The sequence below is a fragment of the Phyllobacterium sp. RCAM01083 genome (genome assembly GCF_055685835.1).
The window spans coordinates 2,498,839-2,515,438 of the sequence record NZ_JBVFZN010000005.1; the positions used below are offsets into that span (position 1 = coordinate 2,498,839).

The following is a 16,600-nucleotide window of genomic DNA, read 5'->3' on the forward strand; positions in this document are numbered from 1 at the left end:
GCGCCAATCATTCGTCCATTTCAGCAGGTTCATCCGCCGCGCCCGGACGCGGCGCGCGCGGGCGGCGCTCGGCATGGCGCAGCGGCACGATGCGAACCTTGCGGATACGGCGCGGGTCGGCTTCGAGCACATGGAACTCATAACCCGGAACCGCCTGGACCATCTCGCCGCGCACGGGAATACGCCCGAGAATCGAGAAGATCAGACCGCCGACCGTGTCGACGTCTTCGCCATGCTCGCCAACGACAAAGCCGGGCCCGATCTTTCCGGCGACCTCTTCAAGATCGGCGCGGGCATCGGCGATGAAGACGCCTTCCGGCTCCTCCATGATCATCACTTCATCGTCGTCGTGCTCGTCTTCAATATTGCCGACGACCATTTCGACGATATCTTCCAGCGACACCAGGCCGTCGGTCCCGCCGTACTCATCGATAACCAGCGCGATCTGAATGCGCTGTGCCTGCATGCGGCCCATCAGGTCATTGGCAAGCATCGAGGGCGGCACGAAAAGGATCGGCCGCATGAGACTGAGCTCTGCAATGGTCTTGGTCAGCTCAACATTGCCCAGATCAAACTTGGCAGCAGCCGGTGCCTTGGGTGCCTTCGCCGAAGTTCGGCGCTGGGTCTTCACCCTGGAAATCTTGGTGATGTAATTGACCACATCACGGATATGCACCATGCCACGCGGATCATCCAGGGTTTCCGCGAAAACCGGCATGCGCGAATGGCCGGATTTCTCGAAAACCTCCAGCAGATCGCCGAGAGTCGTGGTGATATCGACCGCCTCGATATCAGCGCGGGGGATCATCACATCCTCCACGCGCAATTCACGCAGGCGCAGGATGTTGTGAAGCATGGCGCGTTCTTCCGGCGAAAACGCCGTATCGCCATTATCCGTGCCTGCCAGCGCCGCATCGATATCCTCTCGCAGGGATGTGCCCGGGCGAGCGCGCAGAAATGGAAAGATTGCAGTGAGAAGCGAGCGCTTTTCGGTTGCGGGCGCTCTGGTGCTACTTTGCCCCTCGGCGTCACTCTCCTGCCCGGTTATGCCCTTGGCGGGCGCGGCAGGATCGTTCTGGTGCGACGTGTCAGACATGGTCCTCAATCGGATTGATCGTCAGTGACCGATAGCGCATATGGGTCGGGAATGGCAAGATGCGCGAGAATTTTACGCTCCAGATCTTCCATCTCTTCCGCTTCGCTCTCGATAATATGATCATAGCCCAGCAGATGCAAAAAGCCGTGTACGATCAGATGCGTCAAATGATGGTCGAAAGGTTTCTGTTCATCGGCAGCTTCACGCTCGACCGTTTCCCGAGCGATGACGATGTCGCCGAGCATGGGGCCGGGTTTCTGGCCGGGCTTGATCGGAAAGGCGGGGAATGACAGCACATTGGTTGGCTTGTCCTTGTCGCGCCAGTCATTGTTGAGTTCGCGGATCGCCGCGTCGTCGGTGAAGACGAGGCTGAGTTCACTCACCGGTTGCGGGCCGCCGTCCAATGTCTGCCATGCAGCAGCAATGGCCATTTCGGCAAGCGCCTGCAGGGTGGCCTCCTCGGGCCAGCCGTCGGTTTCAACGAGAATATCGGTATCGATCAAAATTGTACCATCAAGCGTTGGATATCTTTCGAGCACTCAGCCCGTTGAGTCGGATAATGCGGTTTTCAAGAACCGGAGCGCCGTGGACATTGTAGTCCATAAACGCCGGAAGTGCAGAAAATCGCATCAGACCGCCAACGGGATGAAGTGATCGAAATATCTCAGGGCTTGGCGCCTTCCTTGTCGTAGGCACGGACGATTGCCGCAACAAGCGGATGGCGGACAACGTCCACATCCGAGAAGCGGACTGTGACAATCCCGCTGACGCCGTCGAGAATTCTCAGCGCTTCAACCAGACCAGATTTCTGGCCAGGAGGAAGATCGACCTGACTGGGATCACCGGTGATGATCATGCGTCCGTTTTCACCAAGGCGGGTGAGAAACATCTTCATCTGCATGGCTGTCGTGTTCTGCGCCTCATCAAGAATGATGGCAGAATGCGCCAGCGTGCGTCCGCGCATAAAAGCCAGCGGTGCAATTTCGATGACACCGGCAGCAATGGCCCGCTCGACCTTGTCGGCGGGCATCATGTCATACAGCGCATCATAGAGCGGCCGCAGATACGGATCGACCTTTTCCTTCATGTCACCGGGCAGGAAGCCAAGACGTTCACCAGCCTCCACGGCCGGACGCGACAGAATGATCCGGTCCACCAGGCCACGCTCCAGAAGCATGGCGGCATGGGCAACGGCCAGATAGGTCTTGCCAGTACCGGCAGGGCCGACGCCGAACACCATTTCCGAGCGGTCCATTGCCCGCATATAGGCATCCTGCGTGGGCGTGCGGGCAAAAATCGTCTTCTTGCGGGTCGATATCTGGGCTGCAGCCATCTTGCTCTTGTTTTCCATGCTGGGAAGCGTCAGTTGATCGTCGGCGGCAATAGCCATGCGCAATGCGCCATCCACATCGGATGCCGAAATATCATGGCCCTTCTGCAGCTGTTCATAGAGCTGATCGAGAGCCCTTCGGGCCTGTTCGGTCGCGCCCGGTTCACCGCGAATTGCAAGCTGGTTTCCCTTGGAGCGGACATCGACACCCAGTTTCTGCTCGATGCGGGCAAGGTTCTCGTCGAACTGACCGAACAAGGCGCTTGCCAGCCGGTTATTGTCGAATGTCAGTACGATATGCGCCAGATCCGAGGCCCCTGACGGAGCGGGTTTCAGCTTTTCGGTGGCGGTCAATCGGCTCTCCTTACCAAAAGGTGTTCAGTGCTTATATAGTCCCGTCGCTCGTCGTTTCCATCTCACGAACCCCAATCAGGCTGTTGGTTCCCGTGCTGATGATTCGTACGCTGATTATGTCGCCGATTTCCCCGCCATGTACATCGATAATTACAGGTTGTAACCAGGGAGATCGGCCAACCATCTGTCCGGGTTCCCGCCCGGCCTTTTCGATCAGCACGTCCATGGTTTGACCGACCAGACTGCGCTGGAATGCATATTGCTGTTCGGACAGCAGTGCCTGCAGGCGCTGCAATCTTTCGTCCTTCACGGCTTCGGGGACATGGTCTTCCATATCTGCACCGGGCGTGCCGGGGCGGGGCGAGTATTTGAACGAATAAGCCGCGGCATAGGTGACGTCGCGCACGATCTGCAGTGTCGCTTCGAAATCCTCGTCGGTCTCGCCGGGAAAGCCGACGATGAAATCCCCGGAAAGGGCAATGTCCGAGCGCGCCTCGCGAATCCGGTTGATCAGCCGCACATATTCCGCAGCCGTATGTCTGCGGTTCATGGCCTTGAGAATGCGGTCCGACCCAGCCTGTACTGGCAGATGCAGATAGGGCATGAGCATCGGCAGGTCGCGGTGGGCATGGATCAGCGTGTCGTCCATATCGCGCGGATGGCTGGTCACGTAGCGCAGGCGCGCAATGCCGGGTATCTCAGCCAGCCGGTAGAGCAGCTCGCCCAATCCCCACTCGCGCCCGTCGGCACCTTCGCCATGCCAGGCATTGACGTTCTGACCGAGCAGGGTTAGTTCGCGCACACCGGCATCAGCCAGCTTTTCGGCTTCCTTCAAGATCTGCGCGACCGGCCGCGAGACTTCCGAACCGCGGGTATAGGGCACCACACAGAATGTGCAGAACTTGTCGCACCCCTCCTGGACAGTCAAAAAAGCCGTCACACCACGGCTTCTTGTCTGCTCCTTGCGGGGCGCCGGCAGATGCTCGAACTTGTCTTCGATCGCATATTCCGTCTCGACGACCCGCTCGCCCTGCCGCACACGGGCAAGCGCCTGCGGCAGGCGATGATAGGTCTGCGGACCGACCACCAGATCCACCACCGGCGCGCGGCGGGTGATCTCGTCGCCTTCCGCCTGCGCCACGCAACCGGCAACACCGACGGTCAGCTCGCGGCCTTCTTTGGCGCGGGCGTCCTTCATCTTGCGCAGGCGGCCGAGCGCTGAATAGAGTTTTTCGGAGGCTTTCTCGCGAATATGACAGGTGTTGATCAACACCAGATCGGCGTCCTCCGCCGTATCGGTGGGGCTGTAGCCTTCCGCCGCCAGACTGTCCGTCATACGCTGGCTGTCATAGACATTCATCTGACAGCCATAGGTCTTCACATAGACCTTGCGCGTGTTCGCAAGTGCTGGCGAAATGGGTACGGTTCCGGATGTCGCGTCCGGCTTATGCGAGGTGCTGATATCATCCATGCGAGGCTTCTAAAGCTTTTTGAGGCCTTTGAGAATAGCAGAGTCACCCGGAATGGCTGACTCCGGCGTTTCTCCTGCCGCCGTGACAAGATCCCGGCCAAGGAGCGACGACAACATCATCTCCCTCACCCGCTTCTCCATCAACCGTGCCAGCATCTTGCGGTTTGTCTTGCTGTCGATGGTCATCGGTTCGCCGAACCAGACATCGACATCGATCGCACCGTCCTTCAAAAGCCCGATCAAGCTCGGTCCCAGCGGCACGTCGCCCGGCCAGGAAATGATCGGGCGATGGAAGCGGCCCATCGGCACGCCATGCACCCGCGTATAGGCAATCGCGACGGGTTGCACCGTCACTGTTTCCACGCTGGTTTCGCGGATTGCCACCTGGGCGGCACCGAAAAGCGACGTCTTGAAGGGCAGGACACGATTGCCGTCGGACGTGGTTCCCTCGGCAAACAGCACCATGACGTCACCGGCGGCCAGACGCGTTGCAATCTCGCTCGCCTGATCATGGGTCTTGCCGCGCTTTTCCCTCTCCACGAAGACGGAGCGCTGCAGTTTGGAGAGCATGCCGAACAGCGGCCAGCTCGCCACTTCGATCTTGGCGATGAAGGACAATTCCTTGAGCGCACCCAGCACCACGATATCGGTCCACGATGCGTGGTTTGCCGCCAGCAGCAGCGGGCGCTGCGTTGCCATGTCCCCATGCATGTGGATGCGCAAGCCAAGCAGTTTGGCGACGATGCGGTGATAGAAAATCGGAAACCGCTTGCGCAAGCCCCAGCCGGCCTTGAGGAAAAAGTACTGCAATGGCACCGAGATCAGGGTGACCAGCGCAAAAGCCGTTGCCGTGACAGTAAAACGGACCCAGGACATCATGTCAGCGTGCCCGCTTCAGGTCACGGCGCATGGTCAGGGCCGCGGAACGGCCGCCCGCAGTTTCATAATAGCCGGGACGTTTGCCCACCTGCTTGAATCCAAGACGGCGGTAGAGCGCCAGGGCCGGCATATTTGTCTCGTCCACCTCCAGAAACAGCATTTCCGCCCGGGCATTGTGCAGATGGCGCAGGGTCGCGTCCATCAAGGCATGACCAAGACCACGCCGTTGCGCGGACGGCGCCACCGCAATCGTCAGGATTTCCGCCTCGTCGACAACGAGCCTTGCCAGCACGAAGCCGCCGGGAGGCGCAGATCGCCTGCCCTCTTCCCGCGCAATGAAACCGAAGACATTCCCTTGCATCATCAGCGCGTGGAATTCCTCATCGCTCCATGGCTGGCTGAACGTCAGGGCGTGAAGCTTTGCCAGGTGTATCGAATCCGTGCTTGCCAACGGTTCAATGACAAAAGGACGGTTGCGCAGATTACCCAGGGGAAAGCCCATCATTCCGAGACCTTCCTTCGCAGGACAAAACCCTGCTGCGGCTTGACGTCGAGCCCGCGCAGATAAAGCGGCTTCGGCGCTTCACCATCAACCGCGCGCAGAGCGCCCAGCCGGGCAAAGGCTTCAATCGTTCCCGTCGACGTGGTCACGGCCACATCGAGCTTGTGTTCCCTGCCATCATTGACGAGGGCCGCTCCCGAACCGGACAGCACGACATCGTCCGGCCGTTCCGACAAGGCAGAGAACACGTCCGGTAGGGTTGTCACACCGGGCGCCGAACCGGCAGAACCATCCGGCGCAAAGAACTGCGCATAGATCTCGTCGCGCCGTGCATCGATGATCGACAGGACAGGACGTTCCGGAAACACACGCCGTGCATCAAAAGCCAATGCTTCAAGCGTGCTGACACCCACGACCGGACATTGCAAGGCAAGACCAAAGCCGCGCGCCGTGGAAACGCCGACACGCACGCCGGTGAACGATCCGGGACCGATGCTGACCGCGATCTTGCCGACGGCACTGATCGATACTGCTGCATGGTTCAACGTCTGTTCAATGAAGGCCATCAAACGCTCCGCATGTCCCTTGCCAATATCCTCACTCGTTGCGGCAAGCACTGTCCCGGTTTCGACATCGAGAACAGCAACGGAGCAAAGAGTGGAGGCCGTATCAAGCGCAAGCAGTTTCATGGCCAATCGCGTAAACAAGAATCAGCCAGCAAACAAGTAGTGTTCGGGGCGGCACGCATTAATCTGGTCAAAATTGCACAAGGCTATTCAGTCCTGTTGTTGATTGCCGCCTCGATCGCGAACACTGAATCCGGTGCCTTGTCCGCATCACGGAAAGTCAACGTTGAGTTGCAGGCGAGCGGCAGCGGCAGCCAATCTCTTGTCTCTGCTCCACAACCGCGTGCCGGGTGTTAGCCGCGTTGCCGCCAGCAAGTGCGCGTCGACATAGCCGATACCAAGACCGAACAACGCTTCGGCATCGATAAAATGCAGGACTTCCTCCTCGTTGGCTATTTTCACCTTCGGCAGATCACGAAGGGCAGCCAGGATGAGGTCACGTTGCCGTAAAATGCCTAAAGCAATTTCACCCACAATGAATGGGTGGACCATTATCTGATTGGTGTTGAGACGCAGTTTTAATTCGGCATCGCCTAGGCGCAAATGATCGATCCATATCGATGTATCGGCGAGGATCACGCCTACGCGTCCGATCCGATGCGGCGGCGGGGTATCGTGTTCAAACCTGGTTCGCTCCCTCCAAGGAGCGCCAAGCGGCGTGCGCTTTCACGTTCGATCAAAGCCTTGAGGGCTTCCCGAACGAGGGCGGACTTTTCATGCAATCCCGTGAAATCCTGTGCTTTGGCAATAAGCTCATCATCAAGAGCAAGTGTGGTGCGCATTTCCGGCTTCCTGGTTCAGGCATAATTTTAGCATCGAATGATGCGGCAAACAATGCATACCAAAGTCGAACCAGGCGCCGCCAACCGCTCGCAGGATTGACCAAGGATGCTGATTAGTTATCCATGATCAGTGCCAGCGGCGCCCTGAACCGCGCCACAAGCCCTTCTTTCTCATATTGAATATCGGCATCCCCGGTGCCCGACAGGCCGAAACGGATCAGGCGCGAGCCAAATCCTTTCTTTTCGGGAGCAGTTGCGGCCGGGCCGCCGCTCTCGCGCCATGTCAGGACAAATTCCATCTGCGACGGAGCACGCTGGATTTCCCAACTGATCTCCACCTTGCCCTGTGTGTTGGACAGCGATCCATATTTCAGCGCGTTCGTGGCAAGTTCATGCAGCAGCAACGACAGGGAAAGAACGGCCTTTGGCCCGAGATTGAGATTGGGTCCGCGCAAGACAAACTGCGCTGTTTCGCCGTGCAGCGCCAGGACGCTCTCCAGCACCGAACGGATACGCGCCGCCGACCAGTTCTGGTGCAGCAGCACATTATGCGCCGAGCTAAGCGCCATCAGGCGCTGCTTGAATGCCTCGACCGCGTCCTGCGGCGCATCGCGCAGCGTTTGCGTTGCAATGGCCTGAACCATGGTAAGCGTGTTTTTCAGGCGATGGCTCAATTCCTGATTGAGAATACCCTGTTCATGCTCAGCCTGCAGCTTGGCAATCGCCGCGTAGGTTCGGTCGGCAATGCTGACGACAAACTGAATCTCGTCTGTCTGCCAATCCCTCGGATTCTCGCCGTGAACAAACATCAGCCCCACGAGTTCACCGGCGTGCATCAGCGGTACATTGATGAACGACCGGGCTTGAAGGGCGGCATAGCCGTCATAGTCCTGCGCCAGCCAGTCCGTTCCTGGTATGTCGGAGACGGCAATCGGAATCCCGATCTGCGAGTTCTTGATCGTTGCCTTGAAATTGACCAGGGAGTGGCGGCCGGCCATGGACTTCAGTGCGGCCGCTGTCCAATCCCGCTCGACATTGAAAAGATCCGCCGTCAAATCGATGATGGCAAATCCGGCGCGACCGGCATTCAGGTTTTCACCGAGAATCCGTGAGGCAATTTCCGCAGCTTCGCCCGTTGTATGGGCATCGCGAATACTGTCACCCAGTTCGAGAAGGGCAGCCTGGCGGATCTCCGCCTGCTTGCGCTTGGTGACATCCTGGACCGTGCCGCGGAAGAACGCGGGTTGGCCAACGTCGTCATAGGCAAGCTCGCCACGGCGGCTCAGCCAGCGCAGCGACCCGTCATCGGCACGGCGGATCCGGTATTCGATATCAAGCATGACGTTGCCATCGAGGCGCGATGGTTGATCGGAGACCAGATGCCTGTCGTCCGCATAGGTCAGCACCTCGAACGTCGGAGCGGAATATTGCTCGCTCTCCGGCAGTCCGTATAGCCGGCACATTTCGGGTGTAACGCGCGCAATATTGGTTTTGAGATTGAGTTCGAATGCCCCGATGCCCCCCGCCTGTTGCGCCGGACCAAGCCATCCGTCGACCCGGTACTGCTTGTTGCGCGCCGCTTCACTCGACAGGGCTCGTTTCAGGCTGGAGCGAATCGAACGCCGCTGCTGGAGAACAACGTCGTTGCGGTCTTCCAGCACCCGGCGCAGTTCGAGGATGGTAATGACCTGCTCGGCAAGGTCTTGAAGGGCCTCGGTCTGCGCATCGGTAAGCCCGCCGGGGCGCGGCACGCTGTCGATCACGCACAGGGTTCCGATCGCCTCGCCGCTGGGTGTATTGAGAACGGCCCCGGCATAAAACCGGATATGGGGTTCTCCCGTCACCAGGGTGTTGTGCCTCGTGCGCTCATCCAGTGTGAGGTCCGGAATGACGAGGACAGAGCCCGTCGGCAGCGCATGTGCACAAACCGATTGCTCCAAAGGTGTTTCACACGTCTCAAAGCCGGACCGCGCCTTGAACCATTGCCGGTCTCCGGCGACCAGGCTGATCAAAGCAACCGGTGTCTCGCAAATCTGCTTGGCAAGAGAGACAATATTATCGAATGCCGGCTCTGACGGCGTATCGAGAACATCATATTCAGCAAGGGCAGCCAGCCGATGGGCGTCCTGAAGAACTGAATGGGGCAAATCGCTCATGGATAAACCCAATCGCCAGATTATGTGAGAGACACGGGAGTTTTCGTGATTATCAAATAGTCTAATTTTACTCCGTGACAATTGCTATTTGCGAATTCCCGCGATCCGCGTCGCCGCAGAGAGGGAAATGCTCATCCAGCCCGATATCCGGAAGGGCTCAGCCATTATCAGGATATGGGACAGCTGCCGGCGGTCACGTCGAAACTCCTGGTGGCAAACTCGCGTCCATGCGTGTCCTGCAGGGAAAAGGTCCAGACACCGGAAACCAGTTCGTAGCTCTTTTCGAACACCCAGCCCGCATAGCGCTGCTGACGGATGGCGCCGTCGGGCCAGCTGCTGCGCTGCATGCTGCGGCCATCAGGCGTGTGAATCACCGGATGCCGGACAACGATCATGATCGGCACGACCTGGAAATCGGGAACATTGAACGCGGCATACATCACGCCGAAACTGGTCCCGAGGCAGGCGGTTATTTTGTCGGCCCTGACAACGTCCACCGGCCCGTCGACAAGCCGGTTATAGCCTGTCGGCGTATCAGGCGCCGCTTCAGTGCCGACATCCTTGGCCCGCGTCAGACCCCAGTTGAGGATTTCAATGACCGGTTCTGCGCCCTGCGCCCTCGCAAGCCCCGCCCCGGTCAACAATGCCGGAAACACCAGGGCCAGGAGGCGAACAGCGCGCATCGGCTGCTATGCAGCCGCGCGCTTGGCTTTCAGTTCCAGTCTGCGGCGGTGCAGGACCGGTTCGGTGTAGCCGTTCGGCTGTGCCCGCCCCTTGAACACCAGATCGCAAGCCGCCTGAAACGCCACCGATGCATCGAAATCCGCAGCCATCGGCTGATAGTGCGGATCGCCCTCATTCTGCTTGTCGACGACCCCGGCCATGCGCTTCAGCGTTTCCAGAACCTGTGCCTCGCCGGCAACGCCGTGATGCAGCCAGTTGGCGATGTGCTGGGCGGAAATGCGTAACGTGGCGCGATCCTCCATCAGGCCGACATTGTTGATGTCCGGCACCTTGGAGCAACCGACGCCCTGATCCACCCACCGCACGACATATCCCAGAATGCCCTGGGCATTGTTGTCGAGCTCGCGCTGGATATCTTCCGGTGTCCAGTTGGGCCGCGACGCGACCGGCACCGACAGGATATCGCCGAGTTTGGCGCGGCCGCGCGACTTCAGCTTTGCCTGTACCTCGGCCACATCAACCTTGTGATAGTGGGTGGCATGCAGCGTGGCGGCCGTCGGTGACGGCACCCATGCGGTGTTGGCACCGGCCTTCGGATGGGCAATCTTCTGTTCAAGCATGGCTGCCATCAGGTCCGGCATGGCCCACATGCCCTTGCCGATCTGCGCGTGGCCGGAAAGGCCGCATTCAAGCCCGACATCGACATTCCAGTTTTCATAGGCGCCGATCCACGATGCCTGCTTCATGTCACCCTTGCGGATCATCGGACCCGCCTCCATCGAGGTGTGAATCTCGTCGCCGGTGCGGTCGAGGAAGCCGGTATTGATGAAAACAACCCGCTCCTTCGCCGCGCGGATGGCTTCCTTGAGGTTGACCGTCGTGCGGCGCTCCTCATCCATGATGCCCATCTTCATCGTGTTGGGCTGCATGCCGAGCAGGGCTTCAACGCGTCCGAACAGCTCCGAGGCAAAGGCGACTTCTTCCGGGCCGTGCATTTTCGGCTTGACGACATACATCGAACCGGCGCGCGAATTCATGCGGCGGCCCTTGGGGCCGACGTCGTGCAGGGCGATCAGGCCAGTGATTGCCGCATCCATGATGCCTTCCGGCACCTCGTTGCCATCCTTGTCGAGGATGGCCGGATTGGTCATGAGATGACCGACATTGCGCACCAGCATGAGCGAACGGCCGGGCAGCGTCAGCGGCTTGCCGTCTTTCCCTGTGTAGTCCCGGTCGGGATTGAGCTTGCGCGTGACGGATTTGCCGCCCTTTTCAAACGTATCCTGCAAATCGCCGTTCATCAGGCCGAGCCAGTTGCGATAGACAACAACCTTGTCTTCCGCATCGACGGCAGCAACGGAATCCTCGCAATCCTGAATCGTGGTGAGTGCCGATTCCAATACCACGTCGGCAATATTGGCCGGGTCGGTTTTTCCAATGGGATGATCGGCGTTGATGACGATCTCCACATGCATGCCGTTCTTCACCATGAGAATGGAGGATGGCCTGGAAGCATCGCCCTTATAGCCAACGAACTGTGCCTGCTCCTTCAGCGACGGTGAGACCCCATCGGCGGTCTTGAGCACAAGCGTGCCGTGATCAACGGAAAGACCGGTCACATCAGCCCAGTGTGCGCCATCGAGCGGCGCACTGTCATCGAGAAAGGCCTTGGCCCAGGCAATGACCTTGGCGCCGCGCAGCGGATTGAATGCCTTGCCCTTTTCCGCGCCGTCGGTTTCCGGAATGGCATCGGTGCCGTAGAGCGCATCGTAAAGCGAACCCCAGCGCGCATTGGCCGCGTTGAGCGCATAGCGGGCGTTCATGACAGGCACCACGAGCTGCGGTCCGGCCGTTACCGCGATTTCCGGATCCACATTGTCGGTCGAGACGGAGAATGTTCCGCCCTCAGGCAGCAGATAGCCAATTTCCCGCAGGAACGCTTCATATTGCTCTGGCGTATATCCTGTCTGCCGCTTTTCGCGATAGAACGCATCGAGCTTTTCCTGAAATGCATCGCGCTTGGCGAGCAAGGCCCGGTTCTTCGGCGACAGATCATCGACAATTGCTGCCAGACCCTGAAAAAAGGCGTCGGCATTGACCGATGTTCCGACCACCGCTTCATTAGCCACGAAGTCGTAGAGCTCTTTCGCCACCTTCAGACCATCGATCTCGACCCGCTCGCTCATGCCATACTCCTTAAGATTTTCTGTTAGCGTACCCTTGAACACACCAAAGCATTCCCCGTCAATTCGGCCTAAATGAACATGATTTATGCCAGAAGGGAAACAATCAATCAGTGGGCAATGCGAGGTCTGCCGGTTGCGGTTGCGACCAGCACCGCTTCGATGAATTTTCGCTGGTCTTCAACGGTCGCAGCGCTGATGTTTCGGGCGATGGTGACCTGTGCCTCGTCGGTGCCAGCTTCCAGCGCGAAACTGCGAACCTGCCCTTGCAGCGTTTCTTCGGCGAAGGCAATCGCGAGATCTTCCTCCTGAAAATCCTTCACCGCCTCTCCCGCTGCCACGCGAAAAATCCCTTCGGCGGGCTGGCTGATGTAGGCTTCGACCGATACGCGCACCTGCCCGACCACGGCACCGAGCGCATTGGCAACGTCCGTATCGACGGGAACAATGCTTGGCGCACCCAGCATGGCTCCAACGGCGGGATAATAGACGGGAGCGGAAGCACCCAGGCCGATCAGCGGCCGGTCGATATCAAGCTTGACGCCGGCAATACCGCCCTGCCCGGAAAGCGCGCGCTGGGTCAGCGGACTGGCCACCATGTCAGGTCCATCCAATCCATCTTCGGCAAAGACGGTTTCCAGCACCACTTCCGATGAACGGCGGATGAGCGCGTCATAGGTGCGCCGCGAAATTTCCTCCGGCGTATCGCACAGCGGGCGGCCCGCGCCGTCCTTGCGCCTGGCATAGAGAATGGCGCCATAGCGCGCCGCTTCGCCGTTCCAATTGTTCTGCAGATGGAGAACATGGCAGGCATCGGACGGCGTGAAACCGGAGAGATGGACAAGCCCCCGCGCGACCAGCCGATTGATCGTCGCGGTCTGGGAAACGGAGTTCAGAAGCCGGTCGAGCGGCTGCGGTTCCCGGGTAATCCGCTGGTAGAGCTCGGCTTCGCCCTTGCTCAATCCGGATGCCATTTGCTCGGGAACGCCGGTCAACAGAGCGAACCGGCCATCCAGGCGGCCGGGATTGGCCGTCTTCACCTGCCGCGCCAGATGATCGATGACGATGGCACCGTGATTGGCCGCAAGCAGGGACAGCGGCACCAGCCGCCTTGGTCCAAGCATGATGCGCGGTGCCATGGCATTGTCGTCCAGCGACACCTCTGAATCGCCGCCCAGCCCGAACGTGCGCATGGCCACCGCCTCGACCATGGTGCGGAAACCGCCAACGGTGGCGCCATTGGGATCGAGCCGGGGACGGCCATTGTCGAGAACGGCAACGTCCGTGGTCGTCCCGCCAATATCGGACACGATGGCGTTGTCGAGTCCCGTCATGTGGCGTGCGCCGACAAGGCTGGCAGCCGGTCCCGACAGGATCGTTTCGATCGGGCGGTGCCGTGCAAAAGCCGCCGAGACCAGTGCGCCATCGCCGCGCACCACCATGAGCGGCGCGTGAATGCCGCGCCGGTCGAGGAAACCTTCCGTTGCCGCCACCAGACGGTCAATCATGGCGATGAGCCGCGCATTGAGGACCGTTGTCAGGGCCCGGCGCGGGCCGTTCAGCTTGGCCGAAAGTTCGTGACTGCAGGTAACAGGCAGACCCGTCTCAGCGCGCACAAGATCACGAATGGCAATTTCATGCTCGGGGTTGCGCACCGCAAAATAGGCGCAGACTGCAAAACCCGTCACCTCCTCCTTGAGGCGCGGCAAGGCCTCCTGCAGCGCCGAGACGTCGAAAGGTTGCGGGCGGCCGTAGACATCGTGCCCGCCGGGCAGGAAGACGACGGGATCGGAGCCAAGGGCAGACCCGAGGTCCGCCTTCTCCAGGTCGGCCGGCGAGAACCCGACCATGACAAGCGCGATCCGCCCGCCCTGTCCTTCGACAAGGGCATTGGTGGCCAGGGTCGTCGACATGGACACAAGGCGTATATGCCCGGGATCAACCGAAGCCTCCTCGACAATGCGCTCGACCGCGCCGGAGATGCCGACACTCAGATCGTGGCGTGTCGTCAAAGCCTTGGCCTTGGCGATAACGCCGCGCGCTTCCGACCAGAGGACCGCATCCGTATAGGTGCCGCCCGTATCAATACCGAGGAAAATTGCGTTCTCTACCTGTGAATCAGCCATGATGCCCTGCGCCGTTTGTGGCAGGGTTATCCCATGACGGCACCAACGACTAGCGTCATTCCGACCATTTGCCGCCGCAACGACACAACACTGCCGGAACCATTCAACTCCTGCTACGTTGACGCGTGGGTAAAGGGGGCTTTAATGGCATCACAATCTGGCAGTCATGCGGGATCGAAGAAGGTTATCTATGCCGCCATCCTCGGCAATCTTCTGATCGCGGCTACCAAGTTCATTGCCGCCTTCTTCACCGGCAGTTCCGCCATGCTGTCGGAAGGCGTTCATTCGCTGGTGGATACGGGAAATGGCGGCCTGCTTCTCTACGGTCTGCGGCGGGCCGCCAAGCCAGCTGACAAGGCGCATCCGTTTGGCCATGGACGCGAGCTTTACTTCTGGAGTTTCATTGTTGCGCTGCTGGTGTTTGCCGTGGGTGCCGGTGTCTCGTTCTATGAAGGCCTCACCCATATTCTCGAGCCGGAGCCCATCGCCAATCCCACTGTCAATTATGTCGTGCTTGGCTTTGCGCTGCTGTTCGAGGGCATCTCATGGACAGTCGCGCTGAAAGAATTCCGAACCATGAAGGGCAAGCTTGGCTATCTCGAAGCCGTGCAGCAGAGCAAGGACCCGAGTGTCTTTACCGTCCTCTTTGAGGATACGGCGGCCCTGCTGGGACTCATCGTAGCGTTTGCCGGCATTTCAGCGGCGCAATTCTTCGACATGCCCGAATTCGACGGGGTTGCCTCCATCGGCATTGCCATCATCCTCGGTGCAACCGCAATTTTCCTCGCCCGGGAAAGCAAGGGCCTACTGATCGGCGAGTCCGCGCTGCCGGAAGCGGAACAGCAAATTCTTGACATCGCCGGCAAGGACCCAGCCATTCAGCAGGCAAATGGGGCGCTGACCGTCCATATGGGACCCAAGCAGATCGTTGCCGGGCTCAGCATTGAATTTGAGGATCATCTTACCGCACCCGACATCGAAGCCTGCGTCGAGCGTATCGAAACAGCGATCCGTCAGGCCAACCCGGACATCGTGTCCGTCTTCGTCAAACCGCAGACTGCAAGTACCTGGAAGACGCGGCGGCAAAAAATCGTTGAGGGCTAATCTTCATCCACCACGCGCAGGCGCAACTGGCCCGTTGCCGATGCTGCCGAGCGGTTGGCATCCGGCCCCTTCGCGGGTTCACCGGCGGCCGGATCGACAAACTCCAGCGCCTCGATCTTCTGGCCGCGCTTCGTCACCTTGCTGGACGAGACGAGAATATCGTCAATATCCTTGCTCGCCTGACCGAAATGCGTCTGCAGCCGCCGGACCCGGTCGTCCAGGCGCCCGACATCTTCCATCAGGCGGATCACCTCACCCTGGATGAGATGTGCCTGTTCGCGCATGCGCACATCCTTGAGCACCGCCTGAATGACCTGAATGGACAGCATCAAAAGGGATGGCGAAACGATGACGATGCGCGAACGATGGGCTTTCTGCACAATGCCTTCGAAATTCTCGTGAATTTCGGCAAAAATGGATTCCGAGGGGACAAAGAGAAATGCCGTATCCTGGGTTTCGCCATTGATCAGGTATTTCTCTGAAACATCGCGAATATGGATTTCGATATCCCGGCGGAACTGGGCAAGCGCCAGTTTCTTCGTATCCGGTGTCTCGGACTCGCGGATGGCGTTCCATGCTTCAAGCGGAAATTTGGCGTCGATGACCAGATTGGGGGCGCCATTCGGCATGCGGACGATACAATCCGGGCGGCTTCCATTGGAAAGCGTAGCCTGGAACTCATAGGCCCCTTGCGGCAAGCCATCGGCAATAATGGTTTCCATGCGCGCCTGACCGAAAGCGCCGCGCGTCTGTTTGTTGGCGAGAATCGCCTGCAGCTGGACAACCTGTCCTGCCAGCGACTGGATATTGTTCTGCGCGGTATCGATGACCGCCAGCCGCTCCTGCAATTTGGCCAGGTTTTCATGGGTCGACTGCGTCTGTTCCGTCATGGTCTGGCCGATACGGCTGGTCATGCCGTCGAGGCGTTCGCGGATCGACTGATTGAGCTCCGCCTGGCGCGAACCGAAAAGTTCCGCCATGGTCTGCATGCGGCCTTGCATCTCTGACTGGCTCTTCAGTATTTCGGCCATCCGCACTTCCGCATCACGCGCACGGTCTTCCGCCTGGAATTCCGCGATCAGCCGTACCCGTGCCGAACGCCAGAGAGCAATCCCGCACAGGACAATGGCAAGTGCAACGATGACAGCCGCCATTACCAACGCGCTACCGACCGATATCGACGTGGCACCGAGCTGAAACAATGGCTGGTCGAGTGAATGTGATGTTTCCATGGGAAGCAGACTAACCGATTCGGATGGCAAATGTGAGATCAAAACGAGAACATTTTCACAAATGCCATTTATGCC

At 59.3% G+C, this 16,600-nt stretch carries 15 protein-coding genes; 1 reads left to right on the plus strand and 14 read right to left on the minus strand.

The window, feature by feature from the left end; all coding sequences use genetic code 11:
• Positions 1–7: 7 nt before the first annotated feature.
• The 13 genes from ACZ25R_RS19085 to ACZ25R_RS19145 form a co-directional block, all read right to left on the minus strand.
• Entirely contained in the window at positions 8–1,096 is a 1,089-nt protein-coding gene (locus tag ACZ25R_RS19085; protein WP_346305927.1) for a hemolysin family protein, read from the minus strand.
• A 5-nt stretch (positions 1,097–1,101) separates the two neighbouring features.
• Entirely contained in the window at positions 1,102–1,599 is a 498-nt protein-coding gene (gene ybeY / locus ACZ25R_RS19090; protein ID WP_472461890.1) for an rRNA maturation RNase YbeY, read from the minus strand.
• Between the two features lie 161 nt (positions 1,600–1,760).
• On the minus strand, positions 1,761–2,780 hold the full coding sequence (locus ACZ25R_RS19095) for a PhoH family protein (RefSeq protein WP_463011880.1): 1,020 nt from the start codon (positions 2,778–2,780) through the stop codon (positions 1,761–1,763).
• Between the two features lie 31 nt (positions 2,781–2,811).
• Entirely contained in the window at positions 2,812–4,251 is a 1,440-nt protein-coding gene (gene miaB, locus ACZ25R_RS19100) for a tRNA (N6-isopentenyl adenosine(37)-C2)-methylthiotransferase MiaB (protein ID WP_472461891.1), read from the minus strand.
• A gap of 9 nt (positions 4,252–4,260) precedes the next feature.
• Positions 4,261–5,127: a lyso-ornithine lipid O-acyltransferase gene (olsA, locus tag ACZ25R_RS19105; RefSeq protein WP_374042656.1), complete on the minus strand. Its 867-nt coding sequence runs from the start codon at positions 5,125–5,127 to the stop codon at positions 4,261–4,263.
• A gap of 4 nt (positions 5,128–5,131) precedes the next feature.
• Positions 5,132–5,635: a ribosomal protein S18-alanine N-acetyltransferase gene (rimI, locus tag ACZ25R_RS19110; RefSeq protein ID WP_288191787.1), complete on the minus strand. Its 504-nt coding sequence runs from the start codon at positions 5,633–5,635 to the stop codon at positions 5,132–5,134.
• Positions 5,632–6,321 carry a tRNA (adenosine(37)-N6)-threonylcarbamoyltransferase complex dimerization subunit type 1 TsaB gene (gene tsaB / locus ACZ25R_RS19115; protein WP_472461892.1) on the minus strand — a complete coding sequence of 230 codons (690 nt, stop codon included), beginning with the start codon at positions 6,319–6,321 and terminating at the stop codon, positions 5,632–5,634. The genes rimI and tsaB overlap by 4 nt, the downstream gene beginning before the upstream one ends.
• 147 nt (positions 6,322–6,468) lie before the next feature.
• Positions 6,469–6,837: a type II toxin-antitoxin system VapC family toxin gene (locus tag ACZ25R_RS19120; protein WP_472461893.1), complete on the minus strand. Its 369-nt coding sequence runs from the start codon at positions 6,835–6,837 to the stop codon at positions 6,469–6,471.
• Between the two features lie 2 nt (positions 6,838–6,839).
• Complete coding sequence (locus ACZ25R_RS19125) at positions 6,840–7,040, minus strand: type II toxin-antitoxin system VapB family antitoxin (RefSeq protein ID WP_223612090.1); 201 nt, start codon at positions 7,038–7,040, stop codon at positions 6,840–6,842.
• Positions 7,041–7,153: 113 nt separating this feature from the next.
• Positions 7,154–9,196, minus strand: coding sequence for a GAF domain-containing protein (locus tag ACZ25R_RS19130; protein ID WP_472461894.1), 2,043 nt, complete (start codon positions 9,194–9,196; stop codon positions 7,154–7,156).
• 167 nt (positions 9,197–9,363) lie between these two features.
• Positions 9,364–9,879: a DUF3859 domain-containing protein gene (locus ACZ25R_RS19135; protein WP_472461895.1), complete on the minus strand. Its 516-nt coding sequence runs from the start codon at positions 9,877–9,879 to the stop codon at positions 9,364–9,366.
• Positions 9,880–9,885: 6 nt separating this feature from the next.
• Complete coding sequence (locus tag ACZ25R_RS19140; RefSeq protein ID WP_472461896.1) at positions 9,886–12,066, minus strand: malate synthase G; 2,181 nt, start codon at positions 12,064–12,066, stop codon at positions 9,886–9,888.
• A gap of 107 nt (positions 12,067–12,173) precedes the next feature.
• Complete coding sequence (locus tag ACZ25R_RS19145) at positions 12,174–14,189, minus strand: hydantoinase/oxoprolinase N-terminal domain-containing protein (protein ID WP_472461897.1); 2,016 nt, start codon at positions 14,187–14,189, stop codon at positions 12,174–12,176.
• 144 nt (positions 14,190–14,333) lie between these two features.
• On the opposite strand from ACZ25R_RS19145, the gene ACZ25R_RS19150 reads away from it, so the two are divergent.
• Positions 14,334–15,293 (plus strand): cation diffusion facilitator family transporter, encoded by a 960-nt coding sequence (locus ACZ25R_RS19150; protein ID WP_472461898.1) that lies wholly within the window; start codon positions 14,334–14,336, stop codon positions 15,291–15,293.
• Here ACZ25R_RS19150 and ACZ25R_RS19155 read toward each other — a convergent pair.
• Positions 15,290–16,525, minus strand: coding sequence for a DNA recombination protein RmuC (locus tag ACZ25R_RS19155; protein ID WP_223612099.1), 1,236 nt, complete (start codon positions 16,523–16,525; stop codon positions 15,290–15,292). The genes ACZ25R_RS19150 and ACZ25R_RS19155 overlap by 4 nt on opposite strands.
• Positions 16,526–16,600 lie beyond the last annotated feature (75 nt).

Excerpts from the sequence above, each read along its gene's own strand:
- ACZ25R_RS19085 (WP_346305927.1), bottom strand. The coding sequence starts at position 1,096 with ATGTCTGACACGTCGCACCAGAACGATCCTGCCGCGCCCGCCAAGGGC.
- miaB (WP_472461891.1), bottom strand. The coding sequence starts at position 4,251 with ATGGATGATATCAGCACCTCGCATAAGCCGGACGCGACATCCGGAACC.
- olsA (WP_374042656.1), bottom strand. The coding sequence starts at position 5,127 with ATGTCCTGGGTCCGTTTTACTGTCACGGCAACGGCTTTTGCGCTGGTC.
- rimI (WP_288191787.1), bottom strand. The coding sequence starts at position 5,635 with ATGATGGGCTTTCCCCTGGGTAATCTGCGCAACCGTCCTTTTGTCATT.
- tsaB (WP_472461892.1), bottom strand. The coding sequence starts at position 6,321 with ATGAAACTGCTTGCGCTTGATACGGCCTCCACTCTTTGCTCCGTTGCT.
- ACZ25R_RS19125 (WP_223612090.1), bottom strand. The coding sequence starts at position 7,040 with ATGCGCACCACACTTGCTCTTGATGATGAGCTTATTGCCAAAGCACAG.
- ACZ25R_RS19130 (WP_472461894.1), bottom strand. The coding sequence starts at position 9,196 with ATGAGCGATTTGCCCCATTCAGTTCTTCAGGACGCCCATCGGCTGGCT.
- ACZ25R_RS19135 (WP_472461895.1), bottom strand. The coding sequence starts at position 9,879 with ATGCGCGCTGTTCGCCTCCTGGCCCTGGTGTTTCCGGCATTGTTGACC.
- ACZ25R_RS19140 (WP_472461896.1), bottom strand. The coding sequence starts at position 12,066 with ATGAGCGAGCGGGTCGAGATCGATGGTCTGAAGGTGGCGAAAGAGCTC.
- ACZ25R_RS19145 (WP_472461897.1), bottom strand. The coding sequence starts at position 14,189 with ATGGCTGATTCACAGGTAGAGAACGCAATTTTCCTCGGTATTGATACG.
- ACZ25R_RS19150 (WP_472461898.1), top strand. The coding sequence starts at position 14,334 with ATGGCATCACAATCTGGCAGTCATGCGGGATCGAAGAAGGTTATCTAT.
- ACZ25R_RS19155 (WP_223612099.1), bottom strand. The coding sequence starts at position 16,525 with ATGGAAACATCACATTCACTCGACCAGCCATTGTTTCAGCTCGGTGCC.